We start from the raw sequence: 14,412 nt of genomic DNA, 5'->3' as shown, positions 1-14,412 counted from the left end.
GACTATGACGTTGATAGGCTGGGTGTGTAAGCGTAGCGATACGTTGAGCTAACCAGTACTAATGAACCGTGAGGCTTAACCTTACAACGCCAAAGATGTTTTGGTGAGAGAGATGATTTTCAGCCTGAACCAGATTAAATCAGAACGCAGAAGCGGTCTGATAAACAGAATTTGCCTGGCGGCAGTAGCGCGGTGGTCCCACCTGACCCCATGCCGAACTCAGAAGTGAAACGCCGTAGCGCCGATGGTAGTGTGGGGTCTCCCCATGCGAGAGTAGGGAACTGCCAGGCATCAAATTAGAAGTATGGCACTCGACCTTCGAGGCAGGTCACTACTCGACAGAGAGTAGGACAAAAGCGAAAGCTTTTGAACGTTGCGAAGCAACGGCCCGAAGGGTGAATCACTTGTGATTCATAAACTGCCAGGCATCAAATTAAGTGTGCTGATATGGCTCAGTTGGTAGAGCGCACCCTTGGTAAGGGTGAGGTCCCCAGTTCGACTCTGGGTATCAGCACCAGTTTTTAGGTTAAAGTTCGGCGCTAGTAAAAGAATTTGTCTGGCGGCAACAGCGCGGTGGTCCCACCTGACCCCATGCCGAACTCAGAAGTGAAACGCCGTAGCGCCGATGGTAGTGTGGGGTCTCCCCATGCGAGAGTAGGGAACTGCCAGACATCAATTAAAACAAAAGGCCCAGTCGAAAGACTGGGCCTTTTGTTTATCTATCGTTTGATAAAAAACAAGGCCCATCCTCACGGTTGGGCCTTTTTGTATCCGCAGAACTTAACAATATGAATTTATAACGATTATGGTTAAGTGTGCTCGCCTGATTAATATTACCGCTGAGTTTAAACCGTCTCTTCGTCTATTTAGCTCATGATGAGTAGCACACATAAAATAGATCAGCATTGGCTATCTATCTATTAAGATGAGTTATTTTGGAAGTGACAAAAGAAGGGGAATGCTGAGGTGATTCGGTATCATCATCCTGCGCTTATCCAGCGTCGATAAGCTGATAAGCGCAGGTGAAGTCATGCCAGCCATTTCTGACTACGGCATTATTTAGTGAGAGCTACAATCCCAAGCGTCAGCCCCGCCAACGCTGCTGCGCCGCCAGCAATGGCACCAGCTGTCTCCCAGTTATCCTGCGTTGTTCCTTTCATACAGGTATTGGTATGAACCAGGCGCCCCTGATCGTCGTAAACAGGTACACAAGGTGAATCATGCGCACAGCCGGCCAGTAAGGTTGCCAGCAGGGTCACCAGAATGAATTTTTTCATGATGTTTGCCTCTAAAGGATCCGTTTCAATACGCCATAAATATGCCGCATTTCGGAATGGCTTATTTTATCACCTCAGATACGGCCTCTAGATAGGGGAAATAATCTCAATTTATGTGTTTCGTAAATATAATGGAGAAGAAACCGTTAAATTAATTAGATTATGTAGAAATGATGTAGAGGAAAATACTGTTCATCAGTTTCACCCGGCGAAATAGGCGGCGACATACCGCAACTTATTGAAAGGGAGCCCGTTGGTGAGTCAGTTTTTCAGACACAAAAAAGGCGCCCGAAGGCGCCTTAGTCGATAGGATCGGACGTTATTCTTTATGTTTCGTAAAACGGCGTCTGACGACGACGAAGAACACAGGGACAAAGAAGATTGCCAGCAGGGTCGCTGTCAGCATCCCACCCATGACGCCGGTACCGACCGCATTCTGCGCGCCACTACCTGCTCCACGGCTGATAACCAGCGGCATAACCCCGAGAATAAAGGCCAGAGAAGTCATCAGGATAGGGCGCAGACGCATACGTGAAGCCTCAAGCGTTGCCTCAATAATGCCTTTTCCTTCTTTATCCATCAGGTCTTTAGCGAACTCGACTATCAGGATGGCGTTCTTAGCCGACAAACCAATCGTCGTAAGCAGGCCTACCTGGAAGTAAACGTCATTATTCATCCCACGCAGTGACGCTGCCAGCAACGCACCCACAACACCCAGCGGTACAACCAGCATGACGGAGAATGGAATAGACCAGCTCTCGTAGAGCGCAGCAAGGCACAGGAAAACGACAATTAATGAGATCGCGTACAGTGCCGGAGCCTGGTTACCGGATAAACGTTCCTGATAGGACATTCCGGTCCAATCAAAACCAATCCCTGCCGGTAACTTAGTGGCTAACTGCTCCATCAATGCCATGGCTTCACCGGTACTTTTACCTGGAGCAGCCTCGCCGAGGATCTCCATAGACGGCAGCCCGTTGTAGCGTTCGAGACGCGGAGAACCATAGACCCAGTGAGAAGTTACGAAGGCTGAGAACGGCACCATCTCACCGTTAGCGCTGCGAACATACATGTTGTTGACATCGCCTGGAAGCATACGGAACTTCGCATCCGCCTGAAGGTATACCTTCTTCACACGACCATTGTCGATAAAGTCGTTAACGTAATAACCCCCGAGCGCCGCTGAGATTGTCTCATTGATATCAGACAGCGAAACGCCCAGCGCCTGTGCTTTTTCCTGATCAACATCGAGTTTGAATTGCGCGGTATCCTCGAGTCCGTTCGGACGGACACGCACCAGCTGATCCGGGTGCTGATGCACCATCCCCAGCAGCTGATTACGCGCCTGGGTGAGTGCGGTATGTCCAAGGTTGCCCTGGTCAATCAGCTCAAAGTCGAAACCGGTCGCCGTACCCAGTTCGATAATCGCCGGCATGTTGAATGGGAAAACCATGGCGTCTTTAATCTGGCTAAATGCCATCGTAGCGCGCTTGATGATTGACTCTGCGCCATTCTCTTCACCGCTACGTTTATCCCAGGGTTTCAGACTCACGAACGCCATGCCGGAGTTCTGGCCCTGACCACTGAAGCTAAAACCGTTAACAGTAAAGACGCTCTCAACGTTGGCCTTTTCGTTATTCAGATAGTAGTGGGTCACGCTATCCAGGACTTTTTGCGTGCGCTCTTGCGTTGCGCCAGCAGGCAACTGAACCATCGTCAGGAATACGCCCTGATCTTCATCCGGCAGGAATGAGGTCGGCAGACGCATAAACAGCACCGCCATACCCAGCACGATCAGCACATAGATAAGCAGATAGCGCCCAGTGCCGCGCAGAATACCGCTCACGCTATTGGTATAATGGTTAACGCTGATATCAAATTTAGTGTTGAACCAGCCGAAAAAGCCCTTCTTCTCATAGTGATCGGCGCTAGCGGGTTTGAGCAACGTCGCGCACAGTGCCGGCGTCAGGATCAATGCAACCAGAACCGATAGCGCCATTGCTGACACGATAGTGATTGAGAACTGGCGATAGATGGCGCCGGTGGAACCACCGAAGAAAGCCATTGGCACAAATACCGCCGACAGCACCATCGCAATACCGACCAGCGCGCCCTGGATTTGCGACATCGATTTTTCCGTCGCCACAATGGGTGAGAGTTTCTCCTCAACCATCACTCGCTCGACGTTTTCCACCACCACAATGGCATCATCAACCAGCAGCCCTATCGCAAGCACCATACCGAACATGGTTAAGGTGTTTATCGAGTAGCCGAAAATCGCCAGAACCGCGAAGGTGCCCAGCAGTACCACCGGAACGGCAATCGTTGGGATAAGGGTTGCGCGGATGTTCTGCAAAAATAGATACATGACGAGGAAGACGAGGATAATCGCTTCAAACAGCGTCTTAACCACTTCATGGATCGAGAGGGTTACAAATGGCGTGGTGTCATACGGATACACCACTTTCATGCCTTGCGGGAAATACGGCTGCAGTTCTGCCAGCTTGGCTTTAATCGCATTTGCCGTATCCAGCGCGTTCGCGCCAGTCGCCAGCTTAATACCGAGACCGGAAGCCGGTTTCCCGTTGATACGCGCGACAACGTTGTAGTTCTCGCCGCCCAGCTCAATGCGCGCCACGTCGCTTAAATGCACGACGGAGCCATCGGCATTCACGCGCAGCGTGACTTTGCCAAACTCTACCGGATCTTTCAGGCGCGTCTGCGCAATGATTGAGGCGTTAAGCTGCTGACCTTTTACCGCAGGCGTTCCGCCCAGTTGCCCGGCGGCAATCTGGTCGTTCTGCACCTTTAGCTGATTAATGATATCAACCGGCGTCAGGCTATATTTATTCAGTAAGTTACCATCGAGCCAGATACGCATCGCATACTGGGCCCCGAACAGCTGTACATCGCCTACGCCGTTAAGACGGCTGATAGGGTCTTTCACGTTAGAGGCGATATAGTCGGAGATATCGTCCTGAACGGTATTAGGGTTGTCGGAGATAAAGCCCGCCACCATCAGGAAGCTGCTACTCGACTTCTCGACGCTAATCCCCTGTTGCTGCACTTCCTGCGGTAGCAAGGGCGTTGCCAGCTGTAGCTTGTTTTGTACCTGAACCTGAGCGATATCGGGATCCGTTCCCGACTGGAAGGTCAGGGTAATCGTCACCGATCCCGCAGAGTCGCTGGTAGAGGACATATACATCAGGTTATCGATACCGTTCATGTTCTGTTCGATAACCTGGGTGACGGTATCTTGCACCGTTTGTGCATCAGCGCCCGGATAGGTCGCGGAGATGGCGACCGCTGGCGGTGCTATCGTTGGGTATTGGGCGATAGGCAGCTGCAAAATCGCCAGACCACCTGCAATCATCATGATGATTGCCAGCACCCACGCGAATACCGGTCGATGGATAAAAAACTTAGACATGGGATCGGTACCTTATTGCGCGGCCGGAACCGCGGTATCTTCTTCAGCTTTCACGGTTGCGCCTGGACGCACCTTTTGCAGCCCGCTGACAATAACTTTATCGCCGGATTTCAAGCCGCTGGTAATCAACCACTGATCTCCAATGGCCTGAGAGGCAACGACATTGCGCGTTTCGACCTGATTTTTATCGTTCACCAACAGGACCGTCGCATCACCTCGCGGCGTGCGGGTGACCCCCTGCTGTGGCACCAGCATCGCGTTCGGGTTTACGCCTTCATCAATACGCGCACGAACGAACATGCCCGGTAGCAGGATGTGCTGTGGGTTAGGGAAAATAGCCCGGAGCGTAATTGAACCGGTGCTTTCATCAACGGTGACATCAGAGAATTGCAGCGTGCCTTTCAACGAGTAAGCCTGACCATTTTCCATCAGCAACTGCACGCTTTTTGCTTCCCCGCCTTGTTCAAGGCTTTCTTGTTTCAGACGCATAAAATCCGTGCTGGATTGCGTGACATCGACATAGATAGGGTCCAGCTGTTGTACGGTCGCCAGAGCGTCAGACTGCCCATTTGTGACCAGTGCCCCTTCGGTCACGCTGGACTTACCGATACGACCGGTGATAGGTGAGGTCACCTTGGTATAGGCCAGATTAATTCGGGCGCTCTCAACGGCTGCTTTGGCGGCCATTACGTCGGCATCGGCCTGACGGGCGGTGGCGACAGCCTGATCATAATCTTGCTGACTGATATATTTTGTTCCCAGCAGTGGGACGTAGCGTTTCACCGTCAGATGGGCGATAGCGGCGGCGGCCTGTGCTTTTGACTCGTCACCTTTCGCGCTGTCATAAGCGGCCTGATAGGTGGCAGGATCGATTTGATAAAGCGAATCTCCAGCCTGTACGTCGCTGCCTTCAGTAAAGTGGCGTTTAAGGATGATTCCGCTCACCTGAGGACGGACTTCAGCGACGCGAAACGCGGAGGTTCGGCCCGGTAATTCTGTGGTTATGGAGAGGGGCGCATTGTTTACAACATGCACGGTGACCTGAGGCGTTGGCGCATGCGCTTGTTGATCTGCAGAATTATCGCAACCGCTGAGTAAAATGGCGGAGACAATTAGGCTGGATAAAAGTGTAACCCTGGCATGACTCGTCATTGCTATTCCTTATAGATTGATAGCCAGATTTGACTACAAATCTGTCAAAGAAAGGATGAATAAAAAACAGTCCGTTATCCTACAAATAAATACAGAATGATGTAAGGGATAGTTATTTTGTGATGTTCAACAAAGGCACGGAAACACAAAGATATCAGGCTTGGCGTATAGGGTAGGGGAATATATATTTATCTCATGAATGTTATTAGCTAAAAGCATCACCAATATTTATTTGTTCATTTTTAGACGATATCAAACTTTTTGTTAAGCATTCGAATTTGGTTGAGTGATAAGTTTATTTTAGTTGATCATCCTAATCGCCGATCCTTTTGCGGCAAGTGACATTTCCATGGCAAGAAGAACAAAAGATGATGCGCTCAAGACGCGCCAGCTGCTGCTGGACGCAGCCATTGAGCAATTTGCACTGCGCGGTGTCAGCAGCACCACATTGACCGATATTGCAGATGCCGCCGGGGTCACTCGCGGTGCGATTTATTGGCATTTTGCCAGCAAGAGTGAATTATTTAATGCGATATGGCAGGAACAGCAACCGCTGCGAGACTTAATTCTTCATAAATTGAAACAAATAGAGACGGCGAATCCGCTATTGAATTTGAGGAATAAATTTATTATCGGTTTGCAATATATTGCAGAAACGCCGAAGCAGCGCGCATTAATGCAAATACTGTATCACAAATGTGAATTTTGCAGTGATATGATGTCGGAGTCTGAAATCAGGGCGAAAATTGGCTTTAGCTATGATTATATGAGAACCGTTTTGCAGAATTGTGTGAGTAACAAGATATTACCTCACGATACAAACGTTGAGATTATTTTGATTATATTACACAGTGCATTCAGCGGTATTATCAAAAACTGGTTAATGAGCCCTCAGCAGTTCGATCTCTATCAACAGGCCCCGCTGCTGGTTGATAATTTGATGACCACGATCTGCTCTCAACCTCTGTGGATGTCACGGCCAACGCTCGCCGCAAATCTGTAGCTCCCACCTCAGGCAAGGACGCTTGAAGATCGTTCATCTACCTAATCTGGCACTGTTTTCTGGCCACCACATCTGTCATCTTGTCTATTACTTATCACGCTCATAATGAGGGTTTTATGAATGACATTTTTTGCCAGATTGGCGATTTTCAGGTAACCGCACTCAGCGACGGCAGCATGAACGCCAGTCTGACTTTACTCTCGGGTATTGATGTGACTGATGCGGGTGAGATTCAGCAACGTGCTGGGGTTGCTGAACCTGATAGCCTGCATATCTTTGGCTACCTGATTCGCGGCGGCGGACACACTATTCTGGTCGATTCTGGAACGGGCGGCTTCAATAATATTGGCGGCCAGCTGCAAACTCGTCTGCTTGAAAACGGTGTCAGGCCTGAAGCTGTGGATACGATATTGCTGACCCATGCTCATCCCGATCATATTGGTGGTTTGCTCGACGAGCAGGGGAATGCGATATACCCGAATGCTCGTCTATACCTGCATCCTCTGGAGCTTGAATACTGGCAGGATGACAACCTGATGGCACAGGCCAATGAGAGGCAGCAGCGTAATTTCGAACGTGCGTGCCGTACGTTTTCGGTTTACCGCGAGAGCCTCCATCTCCTGAATGAACATCCTATCGTGGAAGGCATTCGTGCTATCCCGTTGCCCGGACATACACCGGGGCATACCGGGTTCAGGGTTGACGCTATGCCATCGAGCCTGATCATCTGGGGAGACATTGTGCACTTCCCCTTTATCCAGACGGCACGACCGGATGTCACGATTGCCTTTGATATTGATCCCATTCAGGCAAAGGCTTCTCGAAAACTGATACTCGCGCAGTGCGCTGCGGAAGGGATGCTGGTGGCGGGAATGCATTTTGCGGGAACGGGGTTTGCACGGGTGTACCCTGCTGGTAGCGGTTACCGGATCGTCTATGCACAGGCGTAAAAAAGACAATAAAAAAGGCGCTTCCCCATGCCGAGTAGCGCCTTCTTAAACAACAAGTAACTGATTAGTATCAGTTCATGCCGTATTTTTTCAGTTTTTTACGCAGAGTTCCACGGTTGATGCCCATCATCAGGGCAGCGCGGGTCTGGTTACCACGGGTGTATTGCATCACCATGTCCAACAGGGGCTGTTCTACTTCAGCCAGTACCAGCTCATAGAGGTCACTCACATCCTGACCATTCAGTTGAGCAAAATAGTTCTTCAGTGCCTGTTTAACCGAGTCACGCAGGGGCTTTTGAGTCACCTGGTCCTGAGAGTTAACGGTAGAAACGGTCAGTACGTCAGAATTTACGCGTTGTTCGAACATAGTTCTGTCAGCTCTTTATTTCTAATTACGCAAAATTTTCGAAGTATGCCTCCAACGCCGCCAGCTGTTCGCCGGCATCTTCAATGGCGTTGAATGTGCGCCGAAACTGGTCATCTGGAGCGTGTTCCTGGAGATACCAGGATACGTGTTTACGCGCAATTCGGTACCCTTTAGCCTGACCATAAAAGTCATGCAGTTCCCGAATATGCGAACAAAGCAAGCGCTTCACCTCTGCCAGAGGCAGTGGAGGCAGCAGCTCCCCAGTGTCCAGATAGTGCTGGATTTCCCGAAAGATCCAGGGTCTTCCCTGAGCCGCACGTCCTATCATCAGGGCATCAGCCCCCGTATAGTCCAGTACAGCCCTGGCTTTAAGCGGGTCAGTAATGTCACCATTCGCGATAATCGGAATGGAAACGTTCTGCTTAACTACCCGAATGCTGTCGTACTCAGCTTCTCCGTTAAACAAGCAGGCGCGTGTGCGTCCGTGAATAGTCAGAGCTTGAATGCCACAGTCTTCAGCCAGTTTGGCAATTTCTACACAGTTACGGTGCTCTGGAGCCCAGCCAGTACGAATCTTGAGAGTAACAGGAACGTCCACTGCCTTAACAACCGCATTCAGGATAGCCTTCACCTGATCCGGATATTGCAGTAGGGCTGAGCCTGCAAGCTTGCGATTCACCTTTTTAGCCGGACAGCCCATATTGATATCAATAATTTGGGCGCCGCTTTCCACATTAATGCGGGCGGCTCCGGCCATTTCTTCAGGATCGCTACCGGCAATTTGCACGGTACGAATACCTGGTTCATCCACATGCACCATACGTAAACGAGATTTGTCACTTTCCCAAACCTGAGGGTTGGATGACATCATCTCGGAAACGGTCAAACCTGCTCCCATCTCGTAGCACAGCGTCCTGAATGGTCTGTCAGTGATGCCAGCCATAGGTGCTGCGATCAGGCGATTTCTAAGCTGGTATTGTCCAATGCGCATGAGTTAAGAAATGACCATACTGTGACTGCAAGGCGGCGTATATTACGCATTTTTCGCACGAGATGAAAGGCCAAACTTTGAGCAATCTCCTGCGGTGGATCAAAGAATTGCTGTTGAAGTGAGCAGGTTTAAATAATTCGCTTTTTAAATCATTGGATTATGAAAATGTGTCGATTTTATCTACACATATAATTTTGCGTAACTTCTCATTTTTTCTTCAGCAGAGGTCAGCAAAGCAAGATAATCTGCTGAATTAATCAGCAAATTATCGTAGCTTACTGTGACGATGCTCTCATTTCAGAACATGATCGTGAAGGCCTATTCGACGACGACCCGACCGTTAAGAGGCTGTACAGGACGATTATTATCGTGATGCATGGTATGAGTGAATTTTTGTAGCTGCGCCTCGGAAAGCGTCAGAGGATGCTTCAACACAATCCAGGTAACTCCCTCGGAGCAAGGTGGGGTCGTCAAAGAGCCGCTGAAACGCCAGAAAGTCTTATCGCCAGGAAGCAGGGCGTTGAGATCCATTTGGGTATCCAGTTTCGCATCCTGGTCAGCTTTTTCTGGCATCGTCGCCCACAGCTTATTTAATTCCGCGTTCTCTGCGCCCTTATCAAACATCACTGCCACAACGGCAGTAGCACCGCTGGCGTCTTTGTGGACCAGGTGCATCTCCATCGCATAATGCTTGCCATGAATGGTGTTTTCGCTTGGCGCGTGGAAATGGAACTGCTGGAGTGTGAACGGCTTACCGTCAAGGGTAATGGTATCCGCGGTGGCGGTTTTCAGGCCCGCCTGAACGGTATGGCCATTATTAATGAGCGTCACCGGCCCATCGCTATAATGCACTTCCAGCGGCGACAGATGCGCATTCAGCGTCGTCTCAATATTAATTGGCGATTGATTCATGCCGGTCTGGCAGATTTTATTCTCTTCACTGAGTGCACCCCAGTGTTCAGGCGCGCCTTCCCCTTCGTAGCTCCAGTGTGATGCAAAAGACGTAACGGGAATCATGCTCAATGCGAGCAGTGCAGCCTTGCCGAAAGTTGTTTTCATTTAATTCGTCCAGTGAATATAAAATAAATATTTATTAGTAACTTAACTGCGTTACAGGATTATTTTATCTCACAACGACGAGGGCGGTTTGTACATAAAACGGGGAAAATCGTGGCCTCCAGAGAGGCCACGGGGGGATTATTTCTTACGTCCAGTAATTCGGCACCACTCCTCTTTTTCAACCACAGGATCGAGGTCGAAAAGATCGGCATAGGCTTCGCATACGCTTTCGGCCTGGCTTGCCAGGATACCCGAAAGGCCCAGCAGACCGCCTGTAACCGGCAACACGCTGATTAAAGGAGCCAGCTCGCGCAGAGGGCCTGCCAGAATGTTTGCGACCACGACATCGGCTTTCATGGCCTCTGGCTGATCGTGCGGCAGATAAAGTTCCAGACGTTCAGAAACGCCGTTGCGCTGCGCGTTATCGCGGCTGGCCTGAATAGCCTGAGGATCGATATCGATCCCGATTGCTTTTGCCGCACCCAGCTTCAGCGCCGCGATCGCCAGGATCCCAGAGCCGCAGCCAAAATCGATGACCGTCTTGCCCTCTAAATCCAGTCCGTCCAGCCACTGTAAGCACAGAGACGTCGTTGGGTGGGTGCCGGTACCAAATGCCAGACCCGGGTCAAGCATCACGTTCACGGCGTTAGCATCCGGCACGTCGCGCCAGCTTGGGCAAATCCACAAACGCTCGCCGAAACGCATCGGGTGGAAGTTGTCCATCCACTCGCGTTCCCAATCTTTATCTTCGAGTTGTTCGATTTTATGCGCAAAGCCCGCGCCCAACAGTGGATGCTGCTCCAGAAGGGCAACCACCTCTTTCATGTCGGTTTCTGCGTCGAACAGGCCGATAACGTCGGTATCACCCCACAGGCGAGTCTCGCCCGGCAGCGGCTCAAAAACCGGCGTGTCATGCGTATCCTGGAAGGTGATGGAGACCGAACCGGCTTCCATCAGCGCATCGCTAAGATCTTCGGCATTCGCGCCGGTAGTATTCAGTTTTAGTTGGATCCACGGCATGGCAAACTCTTTATTTATCAGTAGAAATTACGGCTGCTTGCGGCACCGGCTGACCAAAACGGTTCCCGACCACAAACGCCAGTAAACTTAGCAGTAACGAAGGCACAATCGGATGGAAGCCCAGATACTGAATATTGAATGTGGCAAGCACGGCATACAGCACGCCACCGACGATCATCGCGCTCAGCGCTCCGGCTGCGTTCGCTCGCTCCCAGTAAAGGCCGAGCACCAGCGGCCAGAGAAATACCGCTTCCAGGCCGCCAAAAGCGAGCAGGTTTAGCCAGATAATCATCTCAGGTGGACGCCATGCAGCGAGCATCATCAGTATACCGAGCACCAGTGTAGTCCAGGTGGAGATGCGCTTAATACGGTGCTCATGACGAATTTTAGTCGGGCTCGCGCTGAGCCACAGATCTTTAATGATGGTGGCTGACGCCTGCAACAGGTGGGCGTTCACGTTCGACATAATAGCGGCCATCGGCGCGGCAAGGAATAGACCGGCTGCCCACGGCGGCAATACCTGTACCATCAGCGTGGGGATAACCAGATCCGGCACGGTCAGGTGCGGTAGCACGGCGCGGCCCAGCGCGCCCGCCAGGTGCATACCCAGCATCAGCAGCGCCACAACGATAGTGCCGATGATAATCCCACGATGCACCGCCTTGCTGTCTTTATAAGAGATGCAGCGAACGGCAGTGTGCGGCAAGCCGATGACCCCGAAGCAGACCAGAACCCAGAACGAGGTCATAAAGGTCGGCGTCAGGATATCGTCAGCGCCGTGTGGAGAGACCAATTGTGGGTTGATTTGCTCCAGCGTATTCACCGCGTTATGCAGGCCGCCTGCGGCATGAACCACGCCAACCAGCAGCACAATAGTGCCAATCAGCATCACCATACCCTGCATGGTGTCGTTCAGGACGCTGGCGCGGAAGCCACCAAAGGCGGTGTACAGCGCAATGGTAATGCCGAAGATCAGCAGGCCATTCTCATATTTAATGCCTGCCGCGGTCTCCAGCAGACGCGCGCCGCCGATAAACTGCACCGCAATCGCGCCCACGAAAGCGACTAACAGGCTGATACTGGCAATCCACACCACCGCGCGGTTCTGGTAACGCGCCTGCAGCATGTCGTTGAGGGTGATAGCGTTATAGCGGCGTGCCAGGATGGCGAACTTCTTGCCGAGCACACCGAGCGACAGCCAGATAGTCGGTACCTGAATCAGCGCCAGCAGCACCCAGCCCAGCCCGTATTTATAGGCGGCGCCCGGCCCGCCGATAAACGAACTGGCGCTGATGTAGGTGGTGGTGAGCGTCATGGCCAGCACGAAGCCTCCCATTGAGCGGCTACCGAGGAAATACTCGCTGAGGAATGAGCCAGTGCTGCGTTTACGCATGGCGTAGAGCGAAAGACCGAACACCACGAACAGGTAAAGCACCAGAACGACGATAATCTCAGTTTGCATCTTTATCCTCCAGCGGGATGTCGCGGAAGACAAAGCGGACCATCAGCCAGCACAGCACAATGAAAACCAGCGGCATCAGCATACAGGCCATCTCAAACCAGTGCGGCAGACCGGTAATACCCTGCGTGGAATCTGGTAAGTAAGCACACGCTAACCACGCAGCAAGATAGAGAAGGGTTAGCCACAGCGCCCAGCGCGCCTCTTTATGGGCCTGAACAAAACGCTTGTCCATTTTTTGTCCCTTGTGGATGAAGAAAGCGGGGATTGTACCGCAAGGAAAAGATGAGGGCAGAGAAAAAGAAAAAAGGCCGGAAAATCCGGCCTTTTGCGGCGAAAACAGGATTATTTTTCCTGTAATCCGAGTTTTTTCTCCAGATAGTGGATATTCGTTCCACCATGCTGGAAGTGCTCGTCGCTCATAATGCGCATTTGCAGGTCAACGTTGGTTTTGATGCCATCGATGATCAGTTCCTGCAACGCATTCTTCATGCGAGAAATCGCGATATCACGGGTTTCACCGTAGCAGATGAGTTTGCCGATCATTGAGTCATAGTACGGTGGTACGGTGTAGCCAGCGTAAATATGTGATTCCCAACGAACGCCAAAGCCGCCCGGTGCGTGGAAACGGGTGATCTTGCCCGGACTCGGCAGGAAGGTGTTCGGATCTTCGGCGTTAATACGGCACTCTACCGCATGACCGCGAACCTGAACTTCTTCTTGCTTGATAGACAGCGGCTGACCGGCAGCAATACGCAGCTGCTCTTTAATCAGGTCAACGCCGGTGATCATCTCGGTAACCGGGTGCTCTACCTGGATACGGGTGTTCATTTCAATGAAATAGAACTCGCCGTTTTCGAACAGGAACTCGAAAGTCCCTGCGCCACGGTAGCCGATATCCACACACGCTTTCGCGCAACGTTCGCCGATATAGCGACGCAGTTCCGGCGTGATGCCCGGTGCTGGTGCTTCTTCAACGACTTTCTGGTGACGACGCTGCATAGAGCAGTCGCGCTCAGCCAGATAGATAGCGTTACCTTGACCGTCGGCCAGTACCTGAATCTCGATATGACGAGGATTTTCCAGGTATTTTTCCATGTAGACCATATCGTTGCTGAAAGCGGCTTTCGCTTCTGCTTTGGTCATGGAAATAGACTGTGCCAGGTCTGCATCATTGCGTACAACGCGCATACCACGACCGCCGCCGCCGCCGGACGCTTTGATGATAACCGGGTAGCCGATGCGTTTGGCATGGGCGCGGTTAGCGTCCATATCGTCGCCCAGCGGGCCGTCAGAGCCTGGAACGGTTGGTACGCCAGCTTTCTTCATTGCGGTGATTGCAGACACTTTATCGCCCATCAGGCGAATGGTCTCTGCTTTCGGGCCGATAAAGATAAAGCCAGAACGTTCAACCTGCTCGGCAAAGTTGGCGTTCTCAGAGAGGAAGCCATAGCCTGGGTGAATCGCTACTGCCCCGGTGATCTCAGCCGCGCTGATGATGGCCGGAATGTTCAGGTAGCTTTTTACGGACTGAGCAGGGCCAATACAAACCGTCTCATCCGCCAGTAATACGTGTTTTAAATCGCGATCCGCAGTGGAGTGCACAGCGACGGTCTTAATGCCCAATTCTTTACAGGCACGAAGAATACGCAGCGCGATCTCGCCACGGTTAGCGATGACAATTTTATCCAGCATCTTCGCCTC

Annotated in this window: 12 protein-coding genes, 1 tRNA gene and 3 rRNA genes; 6 read left to right on the top strand and 10 right to left on the bottom strand. The window is 51.5% G+C overall.

All coding sequences use genetic code 11. The features are described from left to right. The 4 genes from ACIPDS_RS08835 to rrf (ACIPDS_RS08820) all read left to right on the top strand — a co-directional run. A 23S ribosomal RNA gene (locus ACIPDS_RS08835) occupies positions 1 to 83 on the top strand; the annotation flags it as partial. A gap of 91 nt (positions 84 to 174) precedes the next feature. Next, positions 175 to 290: ribosomal RNA gene (gene rrf, locus ACIPDS_RS08830) — 5S ribosomal RNA — on the top strand. A gap of 151 nt (positions 291 to 441) precedes the next feature. Then, a tRNA-Thr gene (locus tag ACIPDS_RS08825) sits at positions 442 to 517 on the top strand. A gap of 38 nt (positions 518 to 555) precedes the next feature. Further along, positions 556 to 671 (top strand): 5S ribosomal RNA (gene rrf, locus ACIPDS_RS08820). A gap of 384 nt (positions 672 to 1,055) precedes the next feature. On the opposite strand, the gene ACIPDS_RS08815 is transcribed toward rrf (ACIPDS_RS08820), so the two are convergent. From ACIPDS_RS08815 to ACIPDS_RS08805, 3 genes are all read right to left on the bottom strand, one after another. Next, positions 1,056 to 1,277, bottom strand: a complete 222-nt coding sequence (locus ACIPDS_RS08815) for a lipoprotein (RefSeq protein WP_035891258.1) — start codon at positions 1,275 to 1,277, stop codon at positions 1,056 to 1,058. A gap of 319 nt (positions 1,278 to 1,596) precedes the next feature. After that, positions 1,597 to 4,707, bottom strand: coding sequence for an efflux RND transporter permease subunit (locus ACIPDS_RS08810; RefSeq protein ID WP_400734676.1), 3,111 nt, complete (start codon positions 4,705 to 4,707; stop codon positions 1,597 to 1,599). A 12-nt stretch (positions 4,708 to 4,719) separates the two neighbouring features. Then, positions 4,720 to 5,859 carry an efflux RND transporter periplasmic adaptor subunit gene (locus ACIPDS_RS08805; RefSeq protein ID WP_400734674.1) on the bottom strand — a complete coding sequence of 380 codons (1,140 nt, stop codon included), beginning with the start codon at positions 5,857 to 5,859 and terminating at the stop codon, positions 4,720 to 4,722. 349 nt (positions 5,860 to 6,208) lie between these two features. On the opposite strand from ACIPDS_RS08805, the gene envR reads away from it, so the two are divergent. Both envR and ACIPDS_RS08795 read left to right on the top strand, forming a co-directional pair. Beyond that, complete coding sequence (gene envR, locus ACIPDS_RS08800; RefSeq protein ID WP_400734672.1) at positions 6,209 to 6,862, top strand: acrEF/envCD operon transcriptional regulator; 654 nt, start codon at positions 6,209 to 6,211, stop codon at positions 6,860 to 6,862. A gap of 116 nt (positions 6,863 to 6,978) precedes the next feature. Then, positions 6,979 to 7,812 (top strand): MBL fold metallo-hydrolase, encoded by an 834-nt coding sequence (locus ACIPDS_RS08795; protein WP_400734670.1) that lies wholly within the window; start codon positions 6,979 to 6,981, stop codon positions 7,810 to 7,812. A gap of 70 nt (positions 7,813 to 7,882) precedes the next feature. On the opposite strand, the gene fis is transcribed toward ACIPDS_RS08795, so the two are convergent. The 7 genes from fis to accC form a co-directional block, all read right to left on the bottom strand. After that, a complete protein-coding gene (gene fis / locus ACIPDS_RS08790; protein WP_003855228.1) occupies positions 7,883 to 8,179 on the bottom strand; it encodes a DNA-binding transcriptional regulator Fis in 297 nt (98 codons plus the stop codon). A 25-nt stretch (positions 8,180 to 8,204) separates the two neighbouring features. Further along, complete coding sequence (gene dusB, locus ACIPDS_RS08785; protein ID WP_166516725.1) at positions 8,205 to 9,170, bottom strand: tRNA dihydrouridine synthase DusB; 966 nt, start codon at positions 9,168 to 9,170, stop codon at positions 8,205 to 8,207. Between the two features lie 318 nt (positions 9,171 to 9,488). Next, the gene (locus ACIPDS_RS08780; RefSeq protein WP_400734667.1) at positions 9,489 to 10,229 is read right to left on the bottom strand and encodes a carbonic anhydrase; all 741 of its coding nucleotides are present in this window, start codon (positions 10,227 to 10,229) and stop codon (positions 9,489 to 9,491) included. Between the two features lie 138 nt (positions 10,230 to 10,367). Beyond that, a complete protein-coding gene (gene prmA, locus ACIPDS_RS08775) occupies positions 10,368 to 11,249 on the bottom strand; it encodes a 50S ribosomal protein L11 methyltransferase (protein WP_166516727.1) in 882 nt (293 codons plus the stop codon). A 10-nt stretch (positions 11,250 to 11,259) separates the two neighbouring features. Further along, a complete protein-coding gene (gene panF / locus ACIPDS_RS08770) occupies positions 11,260 to 12,711 on the bottom strand; it encodes a sodium/pantothenate symporter (protein WP_400734664.1) in 1,452 nt (483 codons plus the stop codon). Beyond that, positions 12,701 to 12,943: a YhdT family protein gene (locus tag ACIPDS_RS08765; RefSeq protein WP_166516729.1), complete on the bottom strand. Its 243-nt coding sequence runs from the start codon at positions 12,941 to 12,943 to the stop codon at positions 12,701 to 12,703. Before ACIPDS_RS08765 ends, panF begins: the two co-directional genes overlap by 11 nt. 110 nt (positions 12,944 to 13,053) lie before the next feature. After that, positions 13,054 to 14,403, bottom strand: coding sequence for an acetyl-CoA carboxylase biotin carboxylase subunit (gene accC, locus ACIPDS_RS08760; RefSeq protein ID WP_166516730.1), 1,350 nt, complete (start codon positions 14,401 to 14,403; stop codon positions 13,054 to 13,056). Between the last annotated feature and the right edge of the window lie 9 nt (positions 14,404 to 14,412).

This window comes from Kluyvera sp. NPDC087067, assembly GCF_044745165.1.
Classification (GTDB): Bacteria; Pseudomonadota; Gammaproteobacteria; order Enterobacterales; family Enterobacteriaceae; genus Kluyvera.
This window is presented reverse-complemented; position numbering and strand designations above follow the sequence as displayed.

What these genes read in the sequence shown, in the direction of transcription:
- ACIPDS_RS08815 (WP_035891258.1), bottom strand. Translation starts at nt 1,277, where the DNA reads ATGAAAAAATTCATTCTGGTGACCCTGCTGGCAACCTTACTGGCCGGC.
- ACIPDS_RS08810 (WP_400734676.1), bottom strand. Translation starts at nt 4,707, where the DNA reads ATGTCTAAGTTTTTTATCCATCGACCGGTATTCGCGTGGGTGCTGGCA.
- ACIPDS_RS08805 (WP_400734674.1), bottom strand. Translation starts at nt 5,859, where the DNA reads ATGACGAGTCATGCCAGGGTTACACTTTTATCCAGCCTAATTGTCTCC.
- envR (WP_400734672.1), top strand. Translation starts at nt 6,209, where the DNA reads ATGGCAAGAAGAACAAAAGATGATGCGCTCAAGACGCGCCAGCTGCTG.
- ACIPDS_RS08795 (WP_400734670.1), top strand. Translation starts at nt 6,979, where the DNA reads ATGAATGACATTTTTTGCCAGATTGGCGATTTTCAGGTAACCGCACTC.
- fis (WP_003855228.1), bottom strand. Translation starts at nt 8,179, where the DNA reads ATGTTCGAACAACGCGTAAATTCTGACGTACTGACCGTTTCTACCGTT.
- dusB (WP_166516725.1), bottom strand. Translation starts at nt 9,170, where the DNA reads ATGCGCATTGGACAATACCAGCTTAGAAATCGCCTGATCGCAGCACCT.
- ACIPDS_RS08780 (WP_400734667.1), bottom strand. Translation starts at nt 10,229, where the DNA reads ATGAAAACAACTTTCGGCAAGGCTGCACTGCTCGCATTGAGCATGATT.
- prmA (WP_166516727.1), bottom strand. Translation starts at nt 11,249, where the DNA reads ATGCCGTGGATCCAACTAAAACTGAATACTACCGGCGCGAATGCCGAA.
- panF (WP_400734664.1), bottom strand. Translation starts at nt 12,711, where the DNA reads ATGCAAACTGAGATTATCGTCGTTCTGGTGCTTTACCTGTTCGTGGTG.
- ACIPDS_RS08765 (WP_166516729.1), bottom strand. Translation starts at nt 12,943, where the DNA reads ATGGACAAGCGTTTTGTTCAGGCCCATAAAGAGGCGCGCTGGGCGCTG.
- accC (WP_166516730.1), bottom strand. Translation starts at nt 14,403, where the DNA reads ATGCTGGATAAAATTGTCATCGCTAACCGTGGCGAGATCGCGCTGCGT.